The organism is Ruegeria sp. AM1 (assembly GCF_056540745.1).
Genome location: NZ_JBQFXH010000004.1, coordinates 1 through 24,178, shown reverse-complemented (window position 1 = coordinate 24,178; position 24,178 = coordinate 1). Strand labels below are relative to the sequence as shown.

Annotated in this window: 19 protein-coding genes and 1 pseudogene; 10 read left to right on the top strand and 10 right to left on the bottom strand. The window is 57.7% G+C overall.

The annotated features are described in order from the left end of the window. Positions 1-137 precede the first annotated feature (137 nt). The 4 genes and pseudogenes from ACR0I7_RS11795 to ACR0I7_RS11780 all read left to right on the top strand — a co-directional run bounded on the left by ACR0I7_RS11795 (position 138) and on the right by ACR0I7_RS11780 (position 4,466). Positions 138-1,169 (top strand): LacI family DNA-binding transcriptional regulator, encoded by a 1,032-nt coding sequence (locus tag ACR0I7_RS11795; protein WP_480511219.1) that lies wholly within the window; start codon positions 138-140, stop codon positions 1,167-1,169. A gap of 2 nt (positions 1,170-1,171) precedes the next feature. After that, positions 1,172-2,473, top strand: a pseudogene (locus ACR0I7_RS11790) (GH1 family beta-glucosidase); the annotation flags it as partial. 45 nt (positions 2,474-2,518) lie between these two features. Further along, on the top strand, positions 2,519-3,499 hold the full coding sequence (locus tag ACR0I7_RS11785) for a glucokinase (protein WP_480511496.1): 981 nt from the start codon (positions 2,519-2,521) through the stop codon (positions 3,497-3,499). Between the two features lie 40 nt (positions 3,500-3,539). Then, positions 3,540-4,466, top strand: a complete 927-nt coding sequence (locus tag ACR0I7_RS11780; RefSeq protein WP_480511217.1) for a carbohydrate kinase family protein — start codon at positions 3,540-3,542, stop codon at positions 4,464-4,466. Between the two features lie 163 nt (positions 4,467-4,629). Here ACR0I7_RS11780 and ACR0I7_RS11775 read toward each other — a convergent pair whose 3' ends face one another. Both ACR0I7_RS11775 and ACR0I7_RS11770 read right to left on the bottom strand, forming a co-directional pair. Beyond that, on the bottom strand, positions 4,630-5,697 hold the full coding sequence (locus ACR0I7_RS11775) for a ParB/RepB/Spo0J family partition protein (protein ID WP_480511215.1): 1,068 nt from the start codon (positions 5,695-5,697) through the stop codon (positions 4,630-4,632). Next, complete coding sequence (locus tag ACR0I7_RS11770) at positions 5,690-7,075, bottom strand: AAA family ATPase (protein WP_480511213.1); 1,386 nt, start codon at positions 7,073-7,075, stop codon at positions 5,690-5,692. The genes ACR0I7_RS11775 and ACR0I7_RS11770 overlap by 8 nt, the downstream gene beginning before the upstream one ends. A gap of 580 nt (positions 7,076-7,655) precedes the next feature. Between ACR0I7_RS11770 and ACR0I7_RS11765 the strand changes: the two genes are divergently transcribed. Further along, a complete protein-coding gene (locus tag ACR0I7_RS11765; protein WP_480511211.1) occupies positions 7,656-8,930 on the top strand; it encodes a replication initiation protein in 1,275 nt (424 codons plus the stop codon). Positions 8,931-8,964: 34 nt separating this feature from the next. Here the strand turns inward: ACR0I7_RS11765 and ACR0I7_RS11760 are convergent, their stop codons facing one another. Then, complete coding sequence (locus ACR0I7_RS11760) at positions 8,965-11,271, bottom strand: Tex family protein (RefSeq protein WP_480511209.1); 2,307 nt, start codon at positions 11,269-11,271, stop codon at positions 8,965-8,967. A gap of 175 nt (positions 11,272-11,446) precedes the next feature. Here ACR0I7_RS11760 and ACR0I7_RS11755 point away from each other — a divergent pair, with 175 nt between their 5' ends. From ACR0I7_RS11755 to ACR0I7_RS11745, 3 genes are read left to right on the top strand one after another with little or no spacing between them, the layout of a single operon-like run. After that, positions 11,447-12,922 (top strand): DUF4153 domain-containing protein, encoded by a 1,476-nt coding sequence (locus ACR0I7_RS11755; RefSeq protein ID WP_480511207.1) that lies wholly within the window; start codon positions 11,447-11,449, stop codon positions 12,920-12,922. Continuing rightward, positions 12,900-13,577, top strand: a complete 678-nt coding sequence (locus tag ACR0I7_RS11750) for a response regulator transcription factor (protein ID WP_480511205.1) — start codon at positions 12,900-12,902, stop codon at positions 13,575-13,577. Before ACR0I7_RS11755 ends, ACR0I7_RS11750 begins: the two co-directional genes overlap by 23 nt. After that, positions 13,565-14,530, top strand: coding sequence for a sensor histidine kinase (locus ACR0I7_RS11745; RefSeq protein WP_480511203.1), 966 nt, complete (start codon positions 13,565-13,567; stop codon positions 14,528-14,530). Before ACR0I7_RS11750 ends, ACR0I7_RS11745 begins: the two co-directional genes overlap by 13 nt. Before the next feature lie 18 nt (positions 14,531-14,548). Here the strand turns inward: ACR0I7_RS11745 and tolA are convergent, their stop codons facing one another. From tolA to ACR0I7_RS11710, 7 genes are all read right to left on the bottom strand, one after another. Next, positions 14,549-15,649, bottom strand: a complete 1,101-nt coding sequence (gene tolA, locus ACR0I7_RS11740; protein ID WP_480511201.1) for a cell envelope integrity protein TolA — start codon at positions 15,647-15,649, stop codon at positions 14,549-14,551. Continuing rightward, a complete protein-coding gene (locus ACR0I7_RS11735; RefSeq protein ID WP_480511199.1) occupies positions 15,646-16,023 on the bottom strand; it encodes an ExbD/TolR family protein in 378 nt (125 codons plus the stop codon). Before ACR0I7_RS11735 ends, tolA begins: the two co-directional genes overlap by 4 nt. A 3-nt stretch (positions 16,024-16,026) precedes the next feature. Continuing rightward, the gene (locus tag ACR0I7_RS11730; protein WP_480511196.1) at positions 16,027-16,353 is read right to left on the bottom strand and encodes a biopolymer transporter ExbD; all 327 of its coding nucleotides are present in this window, start codon (positions 16,351-16,353) and stop codon (positions 16,027-16,029) included. 31 nt (positions 16,354-16,384) lie between these two features. After that, positions 16,385-17,041: a MotA/TolQ/ExbB proton channel family protein gene (locus ACR0I7_RS11725; protein WP_480511194.1), complete on the bottom strand. Its 657-nt coding sequence runs from the start codon at positions 17,039-17,041 to the stop codon at positions 16,385-16,387. Continuing rightward, positions 17,038-17,469 carry a hypothetical protein gene (locus ACR0I7_RS11720; RefSeq protein ID WP_480511192.1) on the bottom strand — a complete coding sequence of 144 codons (432 nt, stop codon included), beginning with the start codon at positions 17,467-17,469 and terminating at the stop codon, positions 17,038-17,040. Before ACR0I7_RS11720 ends, ACR0I7_RS11725 begins: the two co-directional genes overlap by 4 nt. 156 nt (positions 17,470-17,625) lie before the next feature. Continuing rightward, positions 17,626-19,317 (bottom strand): glycosyltransferase, encoded by a 1,692-nt coding sequence (locus ACR0I7_RS11715; protein WP_480511190.1) that lies wholly within the window; start codon positions 19,315-19,317, stop codon positions 17,626-17,628. Positions 19,318-19,481: 164 nt separating this feature from the next. Further along, the gene (locus ACR0I7_RS11710) at positions 19,482-20,294 is read right to left on the bottom strand and encodes a class I SAM-dependent methyltransferase (RefSeq protein ID WP_480511188.1); all 813 of its coding nucleotides are present in this window, start codon (positions 20,292-20,294) and stop codon (positions 19,482-19,484) included. A 291-nt stretch (positions 20,295-20,585) separates the two neighbouring features. On the opposite strand from ACR0I7_RS11710, the gene ACR0I7_RS11705 reads away from it, so the two are divergent. Together ACR0I7_RS11705 and ACR0I7_RS11700 are read left to right on the top strand one after the other, a co-directional pair. Next, positions 20,586-21,740 carry a hypothetical protein gene (locus ACR0I7_RS11705; RefSeq protein ID WP_480511186.1) on the top strand — a complete coding sequence of 385 codons (1,155 nt, stop codon included), beginning with the start codon at positions 20,586-20,588 and terminating at the stop codon, positions 21,738-21,740. A gap of 107 nt (positions 21,741-21,847) precedes the next feature. Beyond that, a partial coding sequence (locus tag ACR0I7_RS11700; protein ID WP_480511184.1) for a matrixin family metalloprotease occupies positions 21,848-24,178 on the top strand: 2,331 nt, incomplete at its 3' end.

The following is a 24,178-nucleotide window of genomic DNA, read 5'->3' as shown; positions in this document are numbered from 1 at the left end:
ATTCAAGTTCTGTCAACAACAAGCAGCCCACAATCGCAATAAAACTATGGCATGGCAGGTGCAAAACCAGTTGACCTGCACGGGAATTGCCAACAAAACAGAGGGCACACAGAACTTGAAGGCGCTTTGAAAGTCATATGAACCTCAAACAGCTCTCGGAAATCCTTGGACTTTCGCAGACAACCGTCAGCCGCGCGTTGAACGGTTACCCAGAGGTCAGCGAGGATACGCGGGTGCGGGTTCAGGCCGCAGCAAACAAACATGGATACCGTCCCAACAGCCGCGCCAAGGGACTGGCGACCGGAAAATCCATGGTAATCGGACACGTGATTCCCACTTCGGCCCAGCATGAGATGGTGAATCCTATCTTTGGCGATTTTGTAGCTGGAGCGGCGCGCAAATATGCGGAACATGGCTATGACATGATGTTCACAAATGCCGATGACACCTCGATCGAACAAGCTTATCGCAACCTGTTTCAACGCGGGGCCGTCGATGGCGTGGTCCTGCAAGGGCCCAAAGTAAGCGAGCCACGCATCGAGGTTCTGAACCGGATGAGTGTGCCGTTTATCGTGCATGGCCGATCCACCGGGATCGAAGGGCCCTATGATTGGGTGGACGTAAACAACAAGCGGTCTTTCATGCGCGCCACCCGGTTTCTGATCGATCTGGGGCATCGGCGAATTGCCCTGATCAACGGACTGGAAGATATGGATTTTGCACAACGCCGCCGCGACGGATATCTTGAGGCCCTTCGACAGGCGGGCCTGACGCCCGATCCCCAACTGATGCGCAGCGCGGAAATGACCGAAGTCTATGGCCACCACGAAACCCGCGACATGCTGCAGCTGCCCGAACCGCCTACGGCGATCCTGACGGCCTCGATGATCTCGGCCATCGGTGTGCGACGTGCACTGGTCGAATCCGGCCTCGAGATGGGCCGGGATGTGTCAGTCATCGCCCATGATGATGATCTGTCCTATCTCAAGAACGGTCAGGATGTGCCAATCTTCACTGCCACGCGTTCCTCGGTCCGTCAGGCCGGAGAACTGGCTGCTGATATGCTGATCGCGCGGATCAAGTCACCCAGCGATCCCGTGAAAACGAAACTGCTCGAAGCCGAGCTGGTCGTCGGCCGGTCAACCGGCCCCGCCCCCAACAGGTCCTGAATATGAAATATACCCGCGACGATTTTCCCAAAGATTTCCTCTTTGGTGTAGCAACCTCTGCCTACCAGATCGAAGGCCACGCACAGGGCGGCGCCGGTCAGACCCATTGGGACACGTTTGCGGCCTCACCGGGTAATGTCGTGCGGCAGGAAAACGGAGATCTTGCCTGCGATCATCTGAACCGCTTCGAACAGGATTTTGATCTGGTCCGCGCGGCAGGCTTTGATTGCTATCGCTTCTCGACCAGCTGGGCACGCGTTCTGCCCGAGGGGCGCGGTCAGATCAATCATGAGGGCCTGGATTACTACGACAGGCTGGCCGATGCGCTGCTTGAGCGCAACATCCGCCCTTGCGCCACGCTATACCATTGGGAGCTGCCATCTGCCCTCGCGGATATGGGAGGCTGGCGCAATCGCGATATCGCTGGGTGGTTCGCTGATTTTACCGAGGTCATCATGGGCCGCATCGGCGACCGCATGTACAGCGTTGCCCCAATCAACGAACCATGGTGTGTCAGCTGGCTCAGCCATTTCGAAGGACACCACGCCCCCGGTCTGCGCGACATCCGCGCGGCGGCCCGATCGATGCATCACGTTCTGCTGGCCCATGGACGGGCAATCAAAGCGATGCGCGGGCTGGGTATGTCCAATCTGGGTGCCGTCTTTAACTTGGAGTGGGCCGAACCAGCCGATGACAGCCCCGAAGCCGAACGGGCCGCCGCCCTCTACGATGGTATCTATAATCGCTTCTTCCTAGGCGGCGTTTTCAACAAAGCATACCCTGAGAATGTGCTGGAGGGGCTGGCCCCACACCTGCCTGCCGGTTGGCAGGATGACTTCGACACCATAGGCGCGCCGGTCGACTGGTGCGGCCTGAACTACTACACCCGCAAACTCATTGCACCCGCAGACACCGCTTGGCCCGGCCTTCAGGAGGTTGCTGGCCCGCTGCCCAAAACCCAGATGGAATGGGAGATCGAGCCAACCGCCCTCACCCGGTTTCTGACGCGCACGATGCAGGACTATACCGGCGATCTGCCGATCTATGTCACCGAAAACGGCATGGCGAGCCCTGAGCGGCAGCAGGATAACGACCGTATCAACTATCTGAACCAGCACATGGGTGCCGTACAGGACGCGTTGCTGCAGGGTGTTCCGGTCAAGGGCTATTTCATCTGGTCATTACTGGACAATTACGAATGGGCCTTTGGCTATGAAAAGCGCTTTGGGTTGGTCGATGTTGATTTTGATACGCTTGAGCGGCGACCCAAAGCCTCGTTCAATGCAGTCAAAGCCGCGCTGTCCGACGGGCAGCCCGTTTCGCTGCCACTTGCGCAGCCAGCGGGCGCAATGCACGAGCACTGGAATCTGGTTGCGGATATCGGGGGGACCAATACCCGGCTGGGCGTTGTCTCGAATGGTCAGCTGACCGATCTGCGCCGGTCGCCCACGGGGCGCCTTCCTGACCTGCTGGACGCGTTGCACTCGCTGCGGGATGAAATCGGAACCGACCCGCGCGCGGTGGTCGCCGCCGGGGCTGGGCCGGTCAAGGACGGGACCATCCGTCTGACCAATGCGCATCTTGATCTGTCCGAGGCTGCCCTGTCTCAGGCAACGGGCGCGCAGCATACCTATGTCATCAATGATTTCACGGCTGCCGCATGGTCGGTTGCCGAGATCACTGCGGATGATGTCGAGGTGCTGCAAGGCGATGCCACACCTCCAATCGGAACACGGCTGGTGGTTGGCCCCGGCACCGGGCTGGGCGTTGGTGCGCTGCTCTATTCCGAGGGGCATTATCACACGCTTGCAGGCGAAGGCGGCCATATGGGTCTGGCACCGCGCCACCGGGACGAGGTCGATATTTTTGAGGCCGCACGACAGATTGCGCCGGAATGCTTTTTTGACGACAGTCTGGCCCTTGAGGCTGAGATGTTCCTCAGTGGAACCGGATTACCTATCCTCTATCAGGCCGTCGGCCTTGCCGCCGGGCAATCCAAAACGCCGCTCCGCACGGCGCGAGATATCCTGCAAGACGCCCGCGCTGGGACGGATGAATATGCGGTCAGGGTGGCACAAATCTTCACAACCCATCTGGGCGCTGTCATGGGCGATCTGGCCGTAGCGGTGGTTCCTGCCGGGGGCGTTTTTCTGGTGGGCGGCGTTGCCGAAAAGAACCGCTGGTTGTTTCAGGATGCATTCCTTGAGGCGTTTAACGCCGGTGGCCGGTTTGACGCACTGCGCCGATCCATGAACCTTTATGTATCCAAACAGGATGAATTTGGCATTGTTGGCGCTAACAACTTCTGCAAAAATGCGCTCGCACGGTGATCTCAACACCTGATCTTTGCCAAAGCCAAAGGAGCGCTGCATGATTTTATGCTGCGGTGAAGCCCTGATTGACATGATCGCAACACCAACGGTGTCGGGCGAACACGGCTTTGTCCCCCATTCCGGCGGGGCCGTCTTCAACACGGCCATTGCGCTTGGGCGATTAGGTGTCCCCTCGGCGATGCTGACCGGGCTATCGACGGATATGTTCGGGACCCAGCTGACTGACGGGCTGACCGCCAGCCATGTTGATACGGCCCATGTCATCTATTCGGACCGCCCCACAACGCTGGCATTTGTGCAGCTTAAGAACGGGCATGCGCGTTACAACTTTGTCGACGAAAACACCGCCGGGCGCATGCTGCTGCCCGAAAACATGCCGGATCAGCTGTCGGCTGTCTCGGCGCTCTATTTCGGCGGAATCAGCCTGGCTTGCGAGCCCTGCGGCAATGCCTATGCCGCCACCCTGGAGCGTCACGGGGCAACGCGCGCCGTGATGCTGGACCCAAACATCCGCCCGGATTTCATCGCCGACCACACGCGGTATCGGGCGCGATTGAACAACATGATCGCGCAGGCAGACATCGTAAAAGTGTCCGACGAAGATCTGGATTGGATCATTCCCGGTCCCGAAGGGTTGGAGGAAAAGGTCCCCTTGCTGCTGCAATCCGGCCCTGCCCTTGTCATCGTGACGCGGGGCAGCGAAGGGGCCTCCGGGTATCTGGCGCGTGGAGCAAAGGTTTCAGTACCAGTGAAACCCGTAGAGGTGATCGACACCGTCGGGGCAGGAGATACTTTCAACGCAGGCGTGCTGGCCGCGCTTGAGCGCTCTGGTCAACTGAGTAAGGACGGCTTGCGGTCCCTGACGCCCGAAGGCCTAAGCGCCGCGCTGAGCTTTGGCGCAAATGTCGCTGCCGTAACGGTTTCGCGTGCGGGTGCCAATCCGCCGTGGGCGCATGAACTCTGACAAACGCTGCGAGCTGGCCTACTATTTCTCCGATCTTTTCAACAACAGCCGCGCCTTTATAATGCGCATTATTTCGCCGTAATGCGCATTGGTTAAATACCTGCCGTTAGGCGCCCGTTTACGGGATTGATACCAGCGACCCTGCACCCGTTTCGCGGCGAAACTATTTCAGCTGCCGGGCGAGTTGATCCAGCAACTCCCCGGCATCCTCAACGCTGAGACCCCGCCCCCGTATGCGAATACGCAGCTCTCCGCCCGAAACCTCTCCCGCGATATCGCCGCCTCCGGGCAAGGCGCGGGCAGGGATACGCTGTACCTGCTGGGGACGGCCGCCTCGGGACTTGTCCTTGGAGGGTTCGGGACTGCCCTGAAGCGCCCGCTCCAACAGCGCCCACTCTGACTTGGCGTCCTCAGCCGCGGCCCCGGCCAGCGCCTCGCGCAGCCTGGATTGCGCTCCGTCACGTAGGGCAGACGCCAACCTGAGACCCGCCTTTTCCGACAATGCGATCGGGTGCTGCAGCAAATCACCCAATGCTTCATGCACCATGGCAAAGCTGCGCACTTTGGACCGCTTGGCCTTGGACGCTGCTGCAAACAAGACATCCACCGCCGCCTCGGTCGACGCAAACACGCCCTGCCCTGCGGCCAGAACGGCAATGCGCCCACGCTCATAAGGGCTGAGATTTGCCCGCAGCTCGTTCTCTTCGACCATCGAGACATAGGCCCCCTGCCCTGTCCCCGAATCGCGGACAAAGGCAGGTATCAGAGCAAATCGCGGATCAGACCCGGCCAGCCTGCGGAACGCGTCCAAACGGCGAAAGCCCGAGATCAGGCCATAACCCGCGTCGGTTTTGGCCACTTCGATCGGCGTTCGCAGTCCATGCACACGCAGCGATTCCAGCAATTCGGCCATAGCTTCTTCGTCGTCAACCATCCGGTCACGACGAATGAAGTCAACGTCGATCTGATCCAGCGGAAGTTGCTCCGCAACAAGCCCGGCGTCCTGCGCATCCCGCCAACGGGCCGCATCCCCCTGGTCCTGAACCAAAGCAACCCGGTCGGTCACCGCCGCCATCCCGCCCAGCGACGCCGCTTCGCCCGCAACCTGTGCGATGGGCGGTGTCGACGATTTGGTTTCAAACGGGCTGAGCGATGGTTTCGTCGCGAAACCCGCCTCAAGCTGTTCCAGCTCGGCGGAGTCCGGAGCGGTCAGTCTTCTACGTTTAGCCATCTGCCTGTCCTCCTATCTGAGCATCCCGCCACCAGCACCCAATCAGAACCTCTTTGAATTCCGCATAGGTTCGATCAAACGTTTCCCGCCCGCGCACATATGTGTCGCGGTTGAAGTCGCGATAGTCAGCCTCATAGATACCATTCACCTGCTCACCCGCCTGCCCGACCAACGCGGTATAATCTTGCCGGTAGGCATTCATGAAATCCCCGAAATAAGCCTGAATTACGTTGGCCATATCGGTTTGTTGGCTCGCATCGAAGCGCGTGATAATCGCGCGTACTACATCCCATTCGAACTTAAGTTCAGGCAAACCCGCCGCCCGTTGCGCGGCATTCTCGCCATCCTCGATACTTGCGAAGGTGGTATAGAGCATGTCGAAAAAACGCCCCGTCGAGTCAAACTCAAGAAATGACGCCCCCAAAGGCACCAACAAAATATCCGCCGCCGCCAGCGCATTGATCGTTAGGTACCCAAGAGCAGGAGGCGTATCGAGAAAGACGATGTCATAATCGTTAAGGACACCTTCATCCTCCAGGAAATTCGTAAGACCATCCCATAGCGGCCAGCTGCGCAGCCCCATGCGCCAAACCGGGATCTGAAACTCGGCCCAATACAGATTCAGCTGGGCACCGATCAGATCGATATTGGGCCAATGCGTTTTCTGGATGACATCGCGGGGCAGGGTGGTCAGCGCCTCTTGTAGTGTCTCGTCCAGCGGAATTTCCGGTTGCCCGGCCGCTGAACGCACCCTGTTTTCTTCCTGCACGGCGCGGGCATAATCCTTGGCGATCAGGGGAAAAACCGTCTGCCATTCATCCGCAACACGCCCGCCCAGGATCGACGTCATGGAACCCTGGCTGTCCAGATCGATCACCAGCACCTTATACCCGTCCAGCGCGGCGGACATGGCCAGATGCGCTGCGGTCGATGTCTTGCCGACGCCGCCTTTGAAATTGGCAACCGCCACAACCTTGGCCGGCAGGCCCTGGGGGCGATAGGGCAGGTATTCCTTGGTGCTTACCCCCTCGGCAGCGAAGTGATGGCGCAGGGCCAAAACCTCGTCCAATGTGAACCATTTCGAGCCACCCTCGCCCTCGCCCTGCGGTAGCTCCGGGTTCGCTTTGAGGACCCGTCGCAGATGGGCAGGCGCGACGGGGATCAAGTACTTGGTGATCTCCCAGATCGAGAATCTGCGAAGGCGCTTTTCACCATCGGGCGCATACCCGCGCCGAGCCAGATCTTCCCGGCCTTTTGCGCAGAAAGCAGCCGCTTTTGCGAATCGAGATGTCCCGATAGGATCGGGTAACTTTGCCGCCGCGCTCTCAGGATCAAGATTGAGATATGGCGGCAGAGGAGGTTGGTTTGTTTTGTTCACTGTCGATGCCTCAGATAATGTTCGCCTTACCAGCGTATATTGGGGAATGTAGCGAACATTATGTTCCAGCGCTATCCTTTATCTCGAAGTTTTCCACAAGAACGCGAGGAGCGAGGCAGTTTCGCTGCGAAACCAATCAAATCGAAGATAATAGGGCACTACAAATTGTTTATTATCTTTAGATAGTTTAGAGTCTTTGCGAGTGATTATCTGTTATATTACAGTGTATTAACTACAGTTTGGCACCTAACTACAGGATCAAAGGCACCTGAATTCAGGACATAAGGTACCCAAATGCAGGTTCAGAAGTGTCCGAATCCAGTAAGACGGGTGCCGATTCGCAGGGGACTGAAAAATCAGCAATTTCGGTGTCTAATATTGTACGACTAGAGCCTCTGGGTAGAAAGGTTTCGCAGTTGTCAGGTGCTTGAGGTCACCGATCTGGGGATAACTCAGCGCCTGTCACAGTTAGGTACCCGTCTGCGGGATTCGGTGCATCCTGTATTTGGGTACCCAATTGTGATTGATAAAAAGGTACCTTTTATGGCAAGACTCTCAAAACGAGCAGTCAGGCAGAATCATGCCAGATACACAACTGGATATGGATCACCTCTCTGGCGCATTGCGGCGAGAGACGGTGAAAAAGAACGTTGCCGCGATTCACATCAGCGGCAAGCTTTCGCTGTTGCAGCGCAAGCTGTCCAATGTGCTGCTGTTGAACGCCTATGACGCGCTGACGTCTGCAACTACCCATACAATTGATGCGCGTACGCTGGCGATGATGGTTGGCTATAACTCGAATGATTTCGATACATTGCGGGCCAGCCTCCGCGCGTTGGCCGAGACTGTGGCAGAATGGGATATGCTGGACGAGCAGGGGCGTCAGGAATGGGGCGTTTCTTCGCTGCTGAGCTTTGCCAAGCTTAAAAACGGGGTTTGTGAATATGCGTATTCACCGGCCCTCGCGCAGAAGCTCTATGACCCGAAAATCTATGCGCTGATCAACGTCCATATCCAGCGTAATTTCAGTTCGGGCCATGGGCTGGCGCTTTATGAAAACTGCTATCGGTTTGTCCGCACCGGTTCGACCGGGTGGCTGGCGCTGGATGTCTTTCGCAAATTGATGGGCGTTGATGGCAGCGACTATTATGCGAGCTTCAAACATCTGAACGCCAAGATAATCAAGCCAGCGGTGGCGGAGGTCAACAAAAGCTCGGATATCCTGATCGAACCGGAGTTCCGCAAAAAGGGGCGCAGCGTCACGGACATTCGCTTTCGGATTAAAGGTAATCCGCAAAAAGCGATGTTTGAGATCGATGACATCGACGGCGTGCGCAATCTTGAGGTCTATAAGACATTGCGCAAACAGGGCGTGTCTGACCGGCTGGCCCGCCAGTGGATTGCTGAACATGGTGAAGACTATGTTCAGCAAAAGCTCGATTATGTCGCGGGGCAGGGGGATGTGAAGTCGACGGTTGGGTATCTGTCAGCCGCGCTGCGTGATGATTACCAGCCAACTGACAAAGAGGCACCTTCCGAGCCCAGCCCCGAGGCAGTCGCCGCGGCCCGGGCGCGCGCCGAAGAAAAGGCGAAAGAAGATCAGGCCTATGATGCGCGGGCGGCTGAGCGTACGGCACGCGCGCGCAAGCTGTCGATTGTCGAACAGCTGGTTTCGCGACGAAACCCCACGCAGCGCGACGCTGACAAACGCCTGTTTATGGCCGGGCTGAATGATGAGCTGGATCGGGAACATTTCCGTGCGCACGGATGGCGATCCGGGTTGAACGCCACCGCGATTTTCGACTTTTGGGAAGAGTTGGAGCCCGATGCATTCCATGAGTTGGACACCCTCTGACCTGCAAAAGCCAGAGGGTGTCCAACGATCCGCTCTATTTGTTTTTGAATGCATCCCTCAGCGCGTCACCAAATGCGCTGTGCTGCGCATTATCGCGTGATTTTGCGTATTGAGAGGATTTCCCTTTTGAGGCATTGTAAGGCTTTCCTGACCCGCGAGACGCGCGATCCTCCCGCGCTGAAGCCCCTCCATCCTTGCGCATGGTCAGACCGATACGTTTGCGCGGCACGTCAACTTCGACCACGCGCACTTTGACGACCTGCCCGGTTTTGACCACCTCATGGGGGTCGTTGACGAAACGGTCGGCCAACTGGCTGACATGCACCAACCCGTCCTGATGAACGCCGATATCAACAAACGCCCCAAAGGCGGCGACGTTGGTGACGGTCCCTTCCAGAACCATCCCCGGTTTCAGGTCGGTGATGTCTTCGACCCCGTCAGTGAAAGAAGCAGTGACAAAGCTGGGTCGTGGATCGCGACCGGGCTTTTCGAGCTCGGAAAAAATATCGCGGACGGTCGGCAGGCCAAAGGTGTCATCTGCAAACTGCTCGGCGCGCAGTCCTTTGAGCGCCCCGTCATGCCCCATGATCTGGCGAATATCGCGCCCGCAGGCTGCGACCACCCGGCGCGCCACATCATAAGCTTCGGGGTGAACGGACGAGGCATCCAGTGGCTCGGACCCATCGCGAATGCGCAGAAACCCGGCGCATTGCTCAAATGCGCGGGGGCCAAGACGGGCCACGTTCAGCAAATCCTTGCGCGACCCAAATGCCCCATTTAAATCGCGATGCGTGACAATGGCCTCGGCCAGCCCCGGACCAAGGCCCGAGACATGAGACAGCAACGGAGCTGACGCTGTATTCAGATCAACACCAACGGCGTTAACCACGTCCTCGATCACGGATTCAAGCGATTGCGAAAGCCGGTGTTGATCGACGTCATGCTGATACTGCCCGACACCGATCGATTTCGGTTCGATTTTGACCAGCTCGGCCAGCGGATCCTGCAAACGGCGCGCGATCGAGACCGCCCCCCGCAAGGACACGTCCAGATCGGGGAACTCGCGCGCGGCCAGTTCCGAGGCCGAATAGACCGACGCGCCCGCTTCTGAAACGACAACCTTGGTCGGCGCTTTCACGGTCTTGGGTAGCAATGACAGTGTATCCGTCACCAGGCGTTCGGTTTCGCGGCTGGCGGTGCCGTTGCCGATGGCGATCAATTCGATCCCATGCGCGCTGATCAGGTTCAAAAGCGTCCCCTGTGCGCCGCGCAGATCGTTTTTGGGTTGAAAGGGATAGAGCGTATCTGTTGCCAGTACCTTGCCGGTTGCATCAACGACAGCGGCCTTCACGCCGGTGCGAATGCCGGGGTCCAGACCCAGCGTGGCCCGCGCACCAGCAGGTGCAGCGAAAAGTAAGTCTTTGAGATTGCGTGAGAATACCTGAATTGCTTCATCCTGCGCACGGGTGCGCAAATCCGCCATCAGCTCGACCATCATCGACAGCGACAGTTTCACCCGCCAGGTCCAGCCCGCCGCCTTGCGTAGCCAGACATCGCCGGGCGCGTCGCTGCGCGTTTGCAGATGCGCGGCAACGATGGCTTCGGCGCGGGCGGCCCCGGCCTCTGGTTCGGGGGCGATGTCCAGCGTTACGATCCCCTCCTTTGAGGCGCGCAGCATCGCCAGCGCGCGATGAGAGGGCACTTTGGACCAAAGCTCGGAATGATCGAAGTAATCGCTGAATTTCGCGCCTTCTTTGTCTTTGCCTTCGATCAGTTTTGAGGTCAGCAGGGCCTCGCGCTGCATAAAGTTGCGCAATTCGCCCAGCAGCGTGGCGTTTTCGGTCAGACGCTCGGTGATGATATCGCGGGCGCCGTTCAGGGCATCGCGGGTGCTGGGCACAGCCTCAGTGACGTAGGCATCTGCCAACGCTTCGGGATTGGCGGACCGGTCGGCAAGGATCGCGTCGGCCAGCGGTTCCAACCCGTTCTCGCGCGCGATCATGGCCTTGGTGCGGCGCTTGGGTTTGTAGGGCAGATATATGTCTTCCAGCTGCGCCTTGGTCTCGGCCTGTGCGATGGATTTGATCAGATCATCGCTCAGCTTGCCCTGATCCTTGATCGAATTCAGGATTGTCTCGCGGCGGGCTTCAAGCTCGCGCAGATAGGTCAGGCGATCCGCCAGCGTCCGCAGCTGGCTATCGTCCAGCCCACCCGTCACCTCTTTGCGGTAACGCGCAACAAACGGGACGGTTGCCCCGTCATCCAGCAGTTTGACCGCGGCCCCCACCTGTTCGGCTTTGGCATTGATTTCCGTGGCGATGGTGCGGGCGATACGATCCAATGGGGCCTCCTGACGTCGCTTGAAAGAATGTCTTAGCCAGCAGGGCGGGGGAGGGGAAGGGCCTCCAGAAGGCGACAGAGAAATTTCGCCATCTGCACAGTTTCTGCACATCCAATGCGCGTCGTTCTGCACCTGCATCCGCCAGACAGGGCCGGACAAAAGCAAGGAGCAGACCATGGGACAGTACATCATAGAAGGGGTGCCGGCCTCGGTACTACAGGACAGCTGGTGGCTGGATGATCCGGATGATACCCTAAATCGCCGGGATGGGCGCGGCAGGCCGGGTAAAAACGTGACCGGAGGCGCGCTGGCCCTGTTGGTGGCCTTGGCGGATGTTTTGTTTTTGGATACTGCGCCGGGTCTTTCGCTGGCGGTTTTTGCCCTGGCCATCGCGGCGGTGGTCTGGGTTCTGATGGGGCGCCCGTCGGGGCGGCTTGGCCCCGCGTTGTTGCTGATCCTCAGCGTATTGCCGGTGGTTGAATATGTGCAGGCCTTGTCTGTTGCGTTTCTGATTGGCGGGTCCACAGTTGCGCTGTGCTGGGCTGTCTTGGGCAGCCGCCATGATCTGGGCGCGGCGGTGCGACGGTTTCTGACCTTGATGCCTATTCTTGCCATTTGGCAGGGGATCAGCGCCCTTCGGCAAAGGCAGCCCATGCAAGATAAGCGCAGTATTGGCCCGCAATTCCTGAGGGCCTGGGCCTTTCCCATCGGCGGCGGGCTGGTTCTGGCCAGCCTTATGGTGTCCGCCAACCCGGTTCTGTCCGACTGGGCGGATCAGCTTTGGCGCTTTGATATCAGTTTTGAACGAGTGTTGTTTTGGCTGGGAATGGCAATCATGTTGTGGCCGGTTCTGGCGGTTGCCACGCAGCCCGGCCTGCTGGCCCCGAAATCTGGCCCGCCGACCCAGCGTCGCCTGCCGACCGTTGGCCTGAATGCGCAATCCGTGGCAAACGCGTTGATCCTGTTCAACCTGATGCTGGCGCTACAGACCGTGATGGACGCCTTCTTTTTGTGGGGCAATGCGGAACTGCCCGATGGGATGAGCCATGCCGAATACGCGCATCGTGGGGCCTATCCCCTGCTGGTCACCGCACTGCTTGCAGGCGCATTTGCGCTGCTTGCGCGCCCCTATCTGGCCGAGCGGAAGGGCTTGACCGGTTGGATGATGCTGTGGCTGGCGCAGAACGTTCTGCTGGTGATTTCATCGATTTTGCGCCTGTCGCTTTATGTTCAGGAATATGGGTTGACCTATCTGCGTTTGCATGCGGCCATCTGGATGGGGCTGGTTGCGGTTGGGCTGTGCCTGACGGCCTGGCAGATCCTGAATGGCAAATCCAACCGGTGGCTGTTGGTGTGGTCGTCCGGGCTGGGGCTGGGTGTGCTCTATGCCTGCTGCTTTGTGAATTTCACTGCTGTGATCGCCAAGGAAAACCTAAGGCATACGGAGCGATACGATGCCTATTACATCTGTCAGCTGGGGCCGATGGCTGCGGCCGAGATTGCGGCATCCCCGCGTTCGACCGTTTGTGGCATCCATGCGCCGCGTATAACCAATTGGCGGGATTGGGGGTTTCGCGCGGATCGGGTGATCCGTAGTCTGCACGCCGAACAGGGACCGGAGGTCGGATATGAAAATCCTCGTCGTGGATGACGACCCGCGGCTGCGTGAGCTTCTGTCGATCACGCTGGATCGCGCGGGCTATCAGGTTGTCACGGCGCGGGATGGTCAGATGGCGCTGACCCATGCGATGCGAGAGGTGCCGGATCTGGTGGTGCTGGATGTGGGCCTGCCCGAACTGGACGGGCTGGAGGTTTGTCGCCGGCTGCGGGCCCGTTCAGACTTGCCGATCCTGTTTCTGACTGCGCGCGACGATGAAATTGACCGTGTGCTGGGGCTTGAGCTGGGGGCAGACGACTATGTTACCAAACCCTTCAGCCCGCGCGAGCTGGTGGCGCGGATCAAAGCGATCCTGAAACGCAGTACGGCGCGAGGCGGCGATACGGTCCTGCGGTTTGGTCCGCTGGAGCTGGACCCGGCTGGTCACAGCGCCCGGGTGGACGGAGCGACTCTGACTCTGACGGCGACCGAATTGTCTATTCTACGACGGCTGATGCAGACCCCTGAAGCAATCGTGTCGCGCCCGCAACTGATCGATGCCATCTATGGCGCGGGCAGTCCGGTCTCTGATCGGACGCTAGACAGCCATCTGCGGAACCTGCGGCGCAAGCTGGGGGATCAGGGTTGGGCCAGTGCTATTGAGACGGTGCATGGCATCGGTCTGCGGATGGGCCCTTGGCAGGGTTGAGGCGTAAATGGCGCCCCTCGTTGGGGCTGGTGCTGGGCGGCGGTCTGGCGGGGACATTGGTTTTGTCGCTGTTGGGGCTGATCGCCCTGCGCTATCTTGGATCAGAGATCGGGTTTCGGAACGCCGCGGTTCTGCTCGCGGTTCTAATTGGTCTGGCCACTGCCTTTCTGGGGTATCTGATGGTGCGCCTGTTGGTGCGGCCCATTTCGGCGCTGGCGAGCTATTCTGCGCGGGTACGGCGCGGAGACGTCGCTGAACCGCCTGCCCATTATGGTACGCAGGAGCTGTCGCAACTGGCGGGCTCCGTTCTTGACATGGCGGCGACGTTGCAACGCCGCGAGGCGTCGATCCGTACCTTTGCCGATCATGTGACGCATGAACTAAAAACCCCGGTAACAGCAGTGCGTGCTGCGGCTGAGCTGTTGCAGGATGCTGACGGCCTTAGTGATCAGGATCGTGTCGTTTTAGAGCAGATCATCAGCGCCAATGATCAGATGCAATCGCAACTGCGCGCCTTGAATCAGGTCGCCGCATCCCGCGCGCCGGACCATCACGGTGAGGTCACATTGGCCGCGCTTGAACCCGATTTGCGGGCTGAGTTTGCGGGGCTTGAGCTGGCCGTTGAGGGGGCGATACAAACGCTGCCGCTGGCCGGTTCAGGGCTAAAGGTGGTGTTGCAGCAGTTGTTGGACAATTCCCTTCGTCACGGGGCGGGGCGGGTCAACCTGACCGCGACGCCGGGCAAGCTGAGTGTTCAAGATGACGGCCCGGGCGTATCCGAGGGGAACAGGGATCAGATTTTTGCGCCCTTCTTTACCACGGCGCGTGAACAGGGGGGCACGGGTATGGGGCTGAATATAGCGGCCAATCTGTTGGCGGCGCACGGCGCGCAGATCGCTCTCGCACCCTCGCAGGGCGGCGCTCGGTTCGAGATCACGTTTGCGCCGGACTGAGTCCTGCGCCTGAGGCGATCAGTTGATCTGGTAAAAGAAGGACAGTTTGCGGCTGCGACCATCCGGCGGTCTTGGAAAAGGCGAGCCGCGGCGCACCTGTTCTTTGGCGGCGCGGTCGACCTCTGGCGATCCAGAGCTGTCCACAACATCCACCCAGGCAAGCGTACCGTCGGGGTTGATTTCAAAAAACACTTTGGCAAAGCCCCGCGATGCCACATAGACGACCGGGGTGCGGTTGAGGTGAACCAGAACCTGACCGGCATAGTTGGTCGTGTCCGAATTCCCCGGTCCGCGCCCACCGGAGCGTGCGCCCGCATTGCCCTGAGTAAAGGCATCCACGCCGCTGCGCCGATAGGTGGTCAGAGGCGAGTCGATCTCTTGCCGCGGGAAACGCAGGTTGTCGAACGCTTCGAGACCTTCGGGGGTGCCCGGCCTGCTCTGCGTGGCCGGTCGATCTGGCAGACGGGGCCGGATTGATGCCGTCACAGCCTGTTGGGAATCGCCGTCCGGGGTGGCCTCGCCGGGCGCTTCGGCAGGTTGGTTAGCAATCTCGGGGTCGGTTGCCTGATCCAGAGGTGGGACAATCGCAGCCGTGGCGTCGGGCAAGGCGGCCAGCTGTTCTGGGTCTTCGGGTGAGGGGGCCTCTTCGACCGGGGTGCCGGCATCGGGATCGCCCTTTGGTACCTCAGCGGCAATCTCGGGTTGAACCGGAGGGGTTTCGTCAACCGCATCGCTGGCCGTTCCGTCGCCGGATGGCTCGACCGGTTCTGTCAGGGGTGGCGCAGGTTGTACGATGGTTTCCGAGCCGGTATCAGGTGCAAAGGTTTCTTGTGGATTGGACGACGCCACCAGCGCCTCGCTGATCGGAATTTCGGCCTGCTCGGGCTCAATCGGCGGTTCCTCTGGCGGCTCCGGGGCTTCGGTCGGCTCAGGCTCGATCGGGTCAGACGTGTCGCCGGCCAGCTCTTCGAAGCTGTTTCCCAACGTAACGGATTCGGGGCTTGCGCTGGCGGGCGGGCCCGCGGTGCGGTCCGATGACGTAATGCTGAGCCCGAGCATGTGCAGAAGCAGCGACAGAGCGATGGCCGCGACCGCAACAAAGATCGAGCCCCGGATCATTCGAGTGCCTGCCGGGTTACAACATAAACCGACGGTGCGCCCGCGCGGCGCAGGGTCGAGGTGACCTCGACAAGACGGCGCGCAGCGGCATTACGGTCTGGCACGATCCGCACCGGTTCCTCAGCATGATTGACCACGAAGGTTTCAGCATCTGTCGGCTGACCCCGAAAACTGAGCGTTCCGTCCTGATGCAGCACAAGCGCATCCGGCGGCTCGCGACCGGCCAGATCCGAGGTGTCTATCAGCTCCAGATCCGGGTCCAGTGGCGGCGCAAGTGTTCCGGCGATCAGGAAAAAGATCAGCATTAGAAAAACGACATTGATCAGCGGGATCGTCGAGTCGCGTCTTTGGCGTGTGCGTGTCGCGCGGATCATCGGCTACTCCAGCACCGTGACCGTGAGGCCCTCGCGCCCCCGCAGCCGCGCTAGAAAATCCACCAGGCGCTGGGATGAGGTGTCGTCGGCGAGGCTGACCAGTATCTGACCTGCCAGCGGTTCATCATCCAGGTCCTGCAGGGTGAGCGGCGTGCCGTTCACAGAGAGATCCTCTGCCCCCAGCTGAACAAAGATGCGGTCCGTCGGCTCATCGGTTGCAGAGGCCCCGGTGGTTGCGCTGCTCAGCTCGATCTCGCCAAAGGTCGAGAAGGTCGACGACAGCATGAAAAACAGCAGCAGCAGGAAGATGACGTCGATAAGCGGCGTCATCGACAAAGGCCTGCGGATAAAGGGTGCGCGGTTACGCATGTTCGGGCGCTGCATCGAGCCCGGCGGTGTTCTGGATAGTCTGGCCCGGGACCAGAATGGTCCTGAGCGCCTTGTCTGCAAAAACCCGTTCGCGCGCCGTGCGACTTTCGAACCATGACAGAACCATCGACGTGGGCATCGCCACCGCCAGACCCACCGCTGTGGTGATAAGGGCGACCCAGATCCCACCTGCCAGCAATGAGGGATCGACCGAGGACCCTGACGCCTGCAGGCTTTGAAACGCGTCGATCATGCCCAAAACCGTGCCAAACAGGCCCAGCAGGGGGGCAAGCTGCGCCACCGTATCCAAAAGGCGGAAGCCACGTTCAAGCTGTGCCAGAGCAAGCCCCGCTTCGGCGTCCAGACGATCGTCAAGGCCGGGCATGTCGGGCGCATCCATGGCCGCGCTGACCAGCGGTGCAAGATAGCTGTTGCTTTTGGTCAGCCGCGCGCGGGCCTCGGCCCTGTCGCCGGTATCCCAAGCAGTCAGGGCCTGCGACAGAACCCGATGCCGTCCAACACCACAGGCAGCGAACTGCCACAGTTTGTAAAGCGTGACAGCCAGCGTCAGAACCGACATGACAATCAGAATTGCAACCACTGGCCCGCCGAGGGACAGGATTGCGCGCAATGCGTCTAAAGGGTTCATCCCAGAAGCTCCACATCTATCCGGCTGCGCAGTGACAGCGCTTTGTCGCAAATCTCGGCTTCCGACCCTTCAACGATGCAAGAATTTGCACCGTTGATTAGCGCCTTGCCTATTGTATTGCAGTTTGTATTCGAAAGCTCGAACTGCCGTACGCGGGGCCGCTCGGCCGGGAGATCGCGGAAATTGAAGAGCGACAGGCCGACAACGCTGCCGGAACGGTCGAAAACAACCGCCTCAAACACGGCCTTGTCGATCGCCGTCCCGGTTTTGTTTTCCACCAGAAAAGTCAGCCGGCAATTGCCGCTGACGTCCTGAACCGTGTTGAGTTCCAGTTGCAATCCGGCCTGGGCGTTTTCAGCGCTTTGTGCCAGAGCTGTAAGCGGAAGCACCAAAACGGCAAATGCATGAATGATAAGGCGAAACAACAATAGCCAGCTCCTGTCTGTCGGTGCTGAATGCAAGGGTTCGTCACACTCAGCCTGCAGTTCTCTAATAAGCGAGCCCGCGGATGCGGTAAACGCTTGCTGAGGGCATTGTGATCTCATGTATCGCGATGCGACCATTCAGACAGGGGCGATCCCCATTCAATCGCGGATCAGCAGAGGGTCCCAATAGCTGCGGGTTCGAAAGTTCGGACCTTCGGACCGGTACAGATCAGCCAATGCCGGCAATTCGCGCTGCAGCTTCTTGTGGAGTTCCATCAACCGCTGGCGATTGCGCAGATAGCGTGCGTTGTCGCGTTCGAACATCATAGTCTCACACCCTTCGCCAACGGCGATCTTCTGGGCCACTGTGGTGTCGATTTTGCTCACCTCCCAGCCAGCCCGCACATGAAACACCCGTGAAGAATAAGACCGGTTGCGCCCTTTGTGCCCATCCTGCGTGATTTTGCGCAGCAGCTTGGGCCAGCGTTTCAGTTTCCGTTTGGTCGGTTCAAGGAGGTCAAACTCCTCATTGGCTATCGGTCGGCCAGATTTGGAGGCGCCCAGTTCCTTAAGTCGTTCTATCGGAGAGGGCATGTCAGCAAAAAATGCAGGTCCTTTGGCAACATCTTCCAATGCTGCGATGGACGCTTCCATCCGGCCATAGTCGAAATACCGCCCACACTCTAACGCCTGACGGACTGCTTTGCGCAGATGTCTGCGCAATCCGTCCTTATGTGAATGCATCAGGCACAATGCAAACCAACTGCGCTCGGTTAGATAGTGCACTGCCGGAGACAGCTTTTTACCTAGGTCATCGCATTCGGAGGCGATTCCATTCAGTGTTACGATATCGAACGGGTTCGACAGTGAAAAATCTGTGTCATCTCCGCGCACAAAGAACGGAAACGGTAGGCGCTCCACGTGCTCAATTGGAAAGCAAAAAAACCACCATCCCCCATAGTTGCCCCTGTCCTCGCCGTCATTGTCAACGACACATAGTGGATCGGCCAGGTCCATATGGTAGCCAATCGCCTCAAACCTGCTTTTAAACTTGCGTCCCAGCGGCATTGCGGCTGATTTTTCATATTGAAGGGTTGGTTTGTCGCGAAAATTCATTGCTCCTGAGACCGCTGTCTTACTACTTTTGGCATGTCTCAGAAGAGCTGCGGTGCGAAAAACTGACTCGGGTTCGCAAGACGCATCGTCATCCATGAACAACACATGGGTGAACTGGTCCTGATCCATTGCGTGCAGAAGGCCACGGGTAAACCCGCCGGCGCCCCCCAGATTGGAATTGGGGATCACACGCACAGTATCTGTTTGCTGCGGGTCCAATGACTGACCGTTATCAATTACGATCAGGGCATCTACGCCGCCTGAGGGCACCGGCAGGATATCGTCTTGAAACTTTTTGATCGCCTGTCTCGCTTCGCGTTCGCGTTGAAATGTCGTGATGACAGCAGCGATGCGAACCTCTCGGCGCGGTGCCTGATCTGTTATCCATGCACATGCGCTCAAGGTTGTTTCTTCAAGCGCTGTTACGATAATGGACAAGTTTTTAGCCCAGTTCATGTCCTGAGCATCAAGCCAGATCAACTGTTGCGCATCCAGGTTAAGTGTTTCTTGGTGAACTGTCCGGGCCGCCAGGGTTTTGTTGTGTGCAATCACGCGTATTGTAACGCGGCCGGTGCCTTCGAGGCGCAGGCCGACACGCGTTAACCCGGCAATAGTTCGCCACTTTGACAGACTAAGCGCATTATAGAATGTGCACAGGTCAAGCCGTTGTTGGGCGCGTATATGCAGTATTCCATTGTTGTCCGCCAACTGCCCAGGCTCATCCGGCCAACGCATGTACAAAGCGGTTTTGTCGGAGTTAAATTGGTCTGCAAAAACGAAATTTTGAAGAATTTCAGTCATATCTACGCCCAATGTTATTAAGTGTTCGACCGGTGAAAGTCGTTTGGATCGCAGCGCCTCCGGCTTTAGCCATGTGATGTTAGCTAGGTGACATTAGCCTAGGTTGTGAACATACGAACGGCGACCTGCTGATGAACCGGCACGCAGCTGATGTATTCATAACGATAGCCGGTGCGTTCGATGTATTCTTGAAACGCCTTGTATTCGTGCTGTTCCCATCCCGAATAGTTAAAGTACTCGTCGAAAACGAGAACTACTTCTTCTTTGAAGTGTGGGTGCAAGCAGTCGAAAATAGTCTTGGTAGAACTGTAGAGATCGCAATCAACGTGTACGAAGCCAACTTTCTGATTCAATGAAGATACAAAATCGGGCAGCGTGTCATCGAACCAGCCTTTGATCAGTTCCACGTTATCGCGAACTTCGGGCAGGTTATCGACTGCGAATGTTCCTTTGTCGAAGCTGTCACGCCATTTCTCGGGCAGTCCTTCGAAACTGTCAAAGCCACAAACCCGCGCCCCGGATGTCGCGCTGTCTGCGATCAGGTTAATGGAGCGACCGGAAAACACTCCGAATTCCAGGTAGATACCTTGCTCACCGGCTTCTGTGACGCAATCGTGCAAAAAAGCATCGAGCGTGTCGAACATCTTTACCTTACTCAGATGTGTGTTGAGATACTTTGCAGATGACAGGGCTGCTTCTAGTTCTGCAAGGCTGCGCAGGTCATATGCGTCAGTGGGATTGTGAATCAGCGGCATACGCAGATTAAAAGATGCATCTGACGACCTCGCGGTCAGAGATTTGAGCTCCTCTAAAGATGCCTCGATGGATTTGACCCGGTGAGCTGTGGAGCGGAACTTACGCTGTGTCGTGGACGCCAGTCGCGAATACCATGGCTTGTCGGTTCTTGTCATTTCATCGGGCCCTTTAAGTTCTGATCGACTTGTTGTCCGCTCTCCTTATAGGCTTCTAACGTCATGTCAATCAGCACTACGCAGCGGCGGCAACTATATGCGGGTCTGCGGTGATGTGGCGGCAATACGCTACAAAAGCTCTTTGTATGGACGCTATGGTTTATCTGGGGTTGTGACCTCTGGCCTATCCGCATCAATGTGATAACAGGACGTCTGACTCGCGACGGGCTACCGCGCAATCAAGCAAAAGTTGCAATCTATTCTGTCGGAACTCAGAGAAGGAACCAACCAATGGTCGATATTACCAAGAGCAAGACCGCGATCATTATGCTGGCCTGTCGCGATTATGAATCGATGGAGGTTGCTCTTGCTTGCCATATGCGCTTTGGCGACCCAGAGGTGCCCTTCTTTGTACTGCAGAACTGTTTCGGCGGTTATGATGCGGAAAGAACATTGCAGGTCGCCCGTCGTTACGAAGGCCTCTACTGGGGACGCGTCCGCGTGATCGATGATCTGGGTGAGGCATCGCCCTATCACAATATCAAACGGCTATTGGAGCGCCCAGAGCTTGAACCCTATAGTCACATCCTGAAAGTTGACGATGATGCCTTTCCAATTGCTGAAGGTTGGCTGGACAGTTTGATTGACTGCTGGCGTGCCTCTGAAAAAGAGCACGGTGATCAACTGGCCTATGTGACGCCGCTGATCAACAACAACACTTGGGGTTTCAAACGGACGATTGAAATTCTTGGCCTTGAAGACGAGTATTTCGGTTCTGTTGCTCGTCCTCATCGAGTGGGGTCCGGCGATAGTCAGAATCCTTTCCGTATACTGCCGGCCGACGAAATCTCGACGGGCGCAAATGGAACAATATGGGCAAGCCCGCACGTGGCCCGCTGGTTGCATGAACGCACGACACTGGATCCCGACCGGATGATTGCCGGCTGCAAAGGGCAGGGCCGCGCCCTCATACCTTCAGAAGATCGCTACTCGATTGGGGCCATCCTGTTCAGAAAAGAGCTCTGGGCGAAGATCGATGACAATGGCCGCGATGACGAACACATGTTTCACCAGTATTGTAAACGTAACAACTCGGTCATTGTTTGCGAGCAAACCATTCCATTCGTGCATTTTGCCTATTTTTCTCAGCGCGCTGAAAATCGCGATATTGTTCCCAAGGCCCGGGAGGTCTATCAGCGGCATACAGGTCTGCCTTTTCCGATTGCGGCCTGTCAGGATCGCCTGCTCGAGATCGAGGCGCGTCTGCGATGGCTGGAAAACCAACAAATTCAGAGCCAGGCGCCAAATGCGATGTCTCGCACCGGAGCGGCAGAGGGTGCCAGTCAATCGAAACACCATCTGGGTAAAGCCGCAGAGATTGCACTTCAGACAGGTCTGTACAAAGTGGGTCTACGGAAAAAGCCGCCGCGTCAATACCGCGCCTAGTTTGCACTTACCGATTCATCGAATTGCCTTAATGTGCCACCCATCGCCATAAAAAAGACAACATAGGCATTAACTTTGCCAAAAAATTTGAATCCCAAGGTCGAGCTATGACAGTATTTATTCCTAGTCCTTCTTCTTCTTCTCCGCTTAGCGCGATTCAAGGGAACCTCGCCTACGGCGATGGCAATCCCAACACGACCACGGTCATCAGCTACAATTTTGATCAGTACAACGGGTCTCAGTTCTGGACCGACGCCTACAAAGACGATTTCCGAGCGGCACTCGCTGTCATTGAATCCGTGGCCAACATCCAGTTTGTTGAGGTTGGGCATTGGAGTCAGGCCGACATCTATGAAGTGATTGCGCCGAATTCCAGCTCGTTCTTTAGTTCGCCCAGCACGTTGGGATATCATTTCACGCCATCGAACAACCCGTCTGAAGGCGCATTTAGCACAGACTATTGGATCGCAGGTCCAGGTGGGAACGGAGATCCGGGCGGTTTTTTCTTTACGACCCTTCTACATGAGCTCGGGCATGCGCTTGGCCTCGGGCACCCGCATGACACTGGGCTGAATACAACCGTATTGAATGGCGTTACATCTCCTTTTGGCTCCTATGGGGTCGGTAATCTGAATCAGGGTGTTTTCACCGTCATGTCTTATAATGACGGCTGGACAGCTCGCGATGGTTTCTTGCCAGTAAGCGCAACCTGGGGCGGGTCGACTGGGCTGGGCGCGCTGGATATCGCTGCTTTGCAGGCCATGTATGGGGCGAATACGTCACATAACTCCGGTACAAACAGCTATGAGCTTGCGTCCTACAATACTTCAGGCGTCGGATATCAAGCCATCTGGGATACAGGCGGTGTGGATGCCATTCGCCACTTCGGCAGCGCGAACGCCCATATCGACCTGCGCCCTGCGGCGATCGACTATAGTGTAATTGGCGGTGGTGGCGTATCTTTTGTCGAAGGCGTCAAAGGCGGCTTTACTATTGCGCAAGGCGTAGTCATCGAGATCGCCTCGGGTGGTTCAGGCCACGATACCATTTTCGGAAATGCGGCGGAAAACACACTTAACGGGAATGGTGGGAACGATACGATCCACTCACGTTCCAATGGTGCCAACAACAATACGATCAATGCGGGTCACGGTAACGATACGATCTATGCGGCAATTGGAGTTGGCGCAGACACAATAAATGGGAATGAGGGCAACGACACGGCAATCGTTGCAAATAACTCTGGTTCCTTTGCTGGGGGGACAGGGACGGATACCTTGCGTTTTGTGAGCGCCATAAGCAGCTATTTGTTCCTGAACAATGGCACCAGCTATGAGTTCGTCAACGCGATCACGGGTGTCGTCTTTACCGCTTTCACAGATGTAGAGGTTTTCCAGTTCGCAAACGGTGCCCAAAGCTATGATTTGTCTAGTCTGATTGCCGCGACGCAAATATCTGATGTTGAGACCACCGGTACTATCCTGCAGCACGCAGCACAGGGGATCTATTTGCTGGGAGGTGGTGCGTCGAACATCGTCGTAAGTCGCGATGGCGGAACCATCGGGGACAGCAGCATCGCTGGATGGGAAGCAATACAGGTTCAGTCCGTCGCGGGTGGATACAAGCTGCTTTGGCGAAACCTGAACGGCACATACAATGAATGGACCCTCGATAGCGAAGGAAGATATGTATCCGATATAGGGATCGGTAATGTTGTCGATTTGGAAGTATTCTACGGTGCCGATATCAACAATGACGGCACGATCGGGCATGTCACTACCACGATTGAGAATTCCGGTTCGACGACGTTGGCGTCTTCGACACGCGGTATGTATCTGATCGACGGCAGCGTTGAGATCACGCAGAACGGCGTTGTGATGGGTCCGACCAGCATCGCGGGCTGGAGTGCGATCCAGGCCGAGGCAGACGGCGGCGGCTATCGCGTCTTGTGGCAGCACACGGACGGGACGTATTTCGAGTGGACGCTGGACAGCCAGGGCGAACAGACTGCGGGTGCGCTTGTGGGCAATGTGATTGATGTCGAGGCGTTCTACGGCGTCGATATCAACAACGACGGTCAGACGGGCCATTTCAACACGACGATTGAGAATTCCGGTTCGACGACATTGGCGTCTTCGACACGCGGCATGTACCTGATCGACGGCAGCGTCGAGATCACGCAGAACGGCGTTGCGATGGGTCCGACCAGCATCGCGGGCTGGAGTGCGATCCAGGCCGAGGCAGACGGCGGCGGCTATCGCGTCTTGTGGCAACACACGGACGGGACGTATTTCGAGTGGACGCTGGACAGCCAGGGCGAACAGACCGCGGGTGCGCTTGTGGGCAATGTGATTGATGTCGAAGCGTTCTACGGCGTCGATATCAACAATGACGGTCAGACGGGCCATTTCAACACGACGATTGAGAATTCCGGTTCG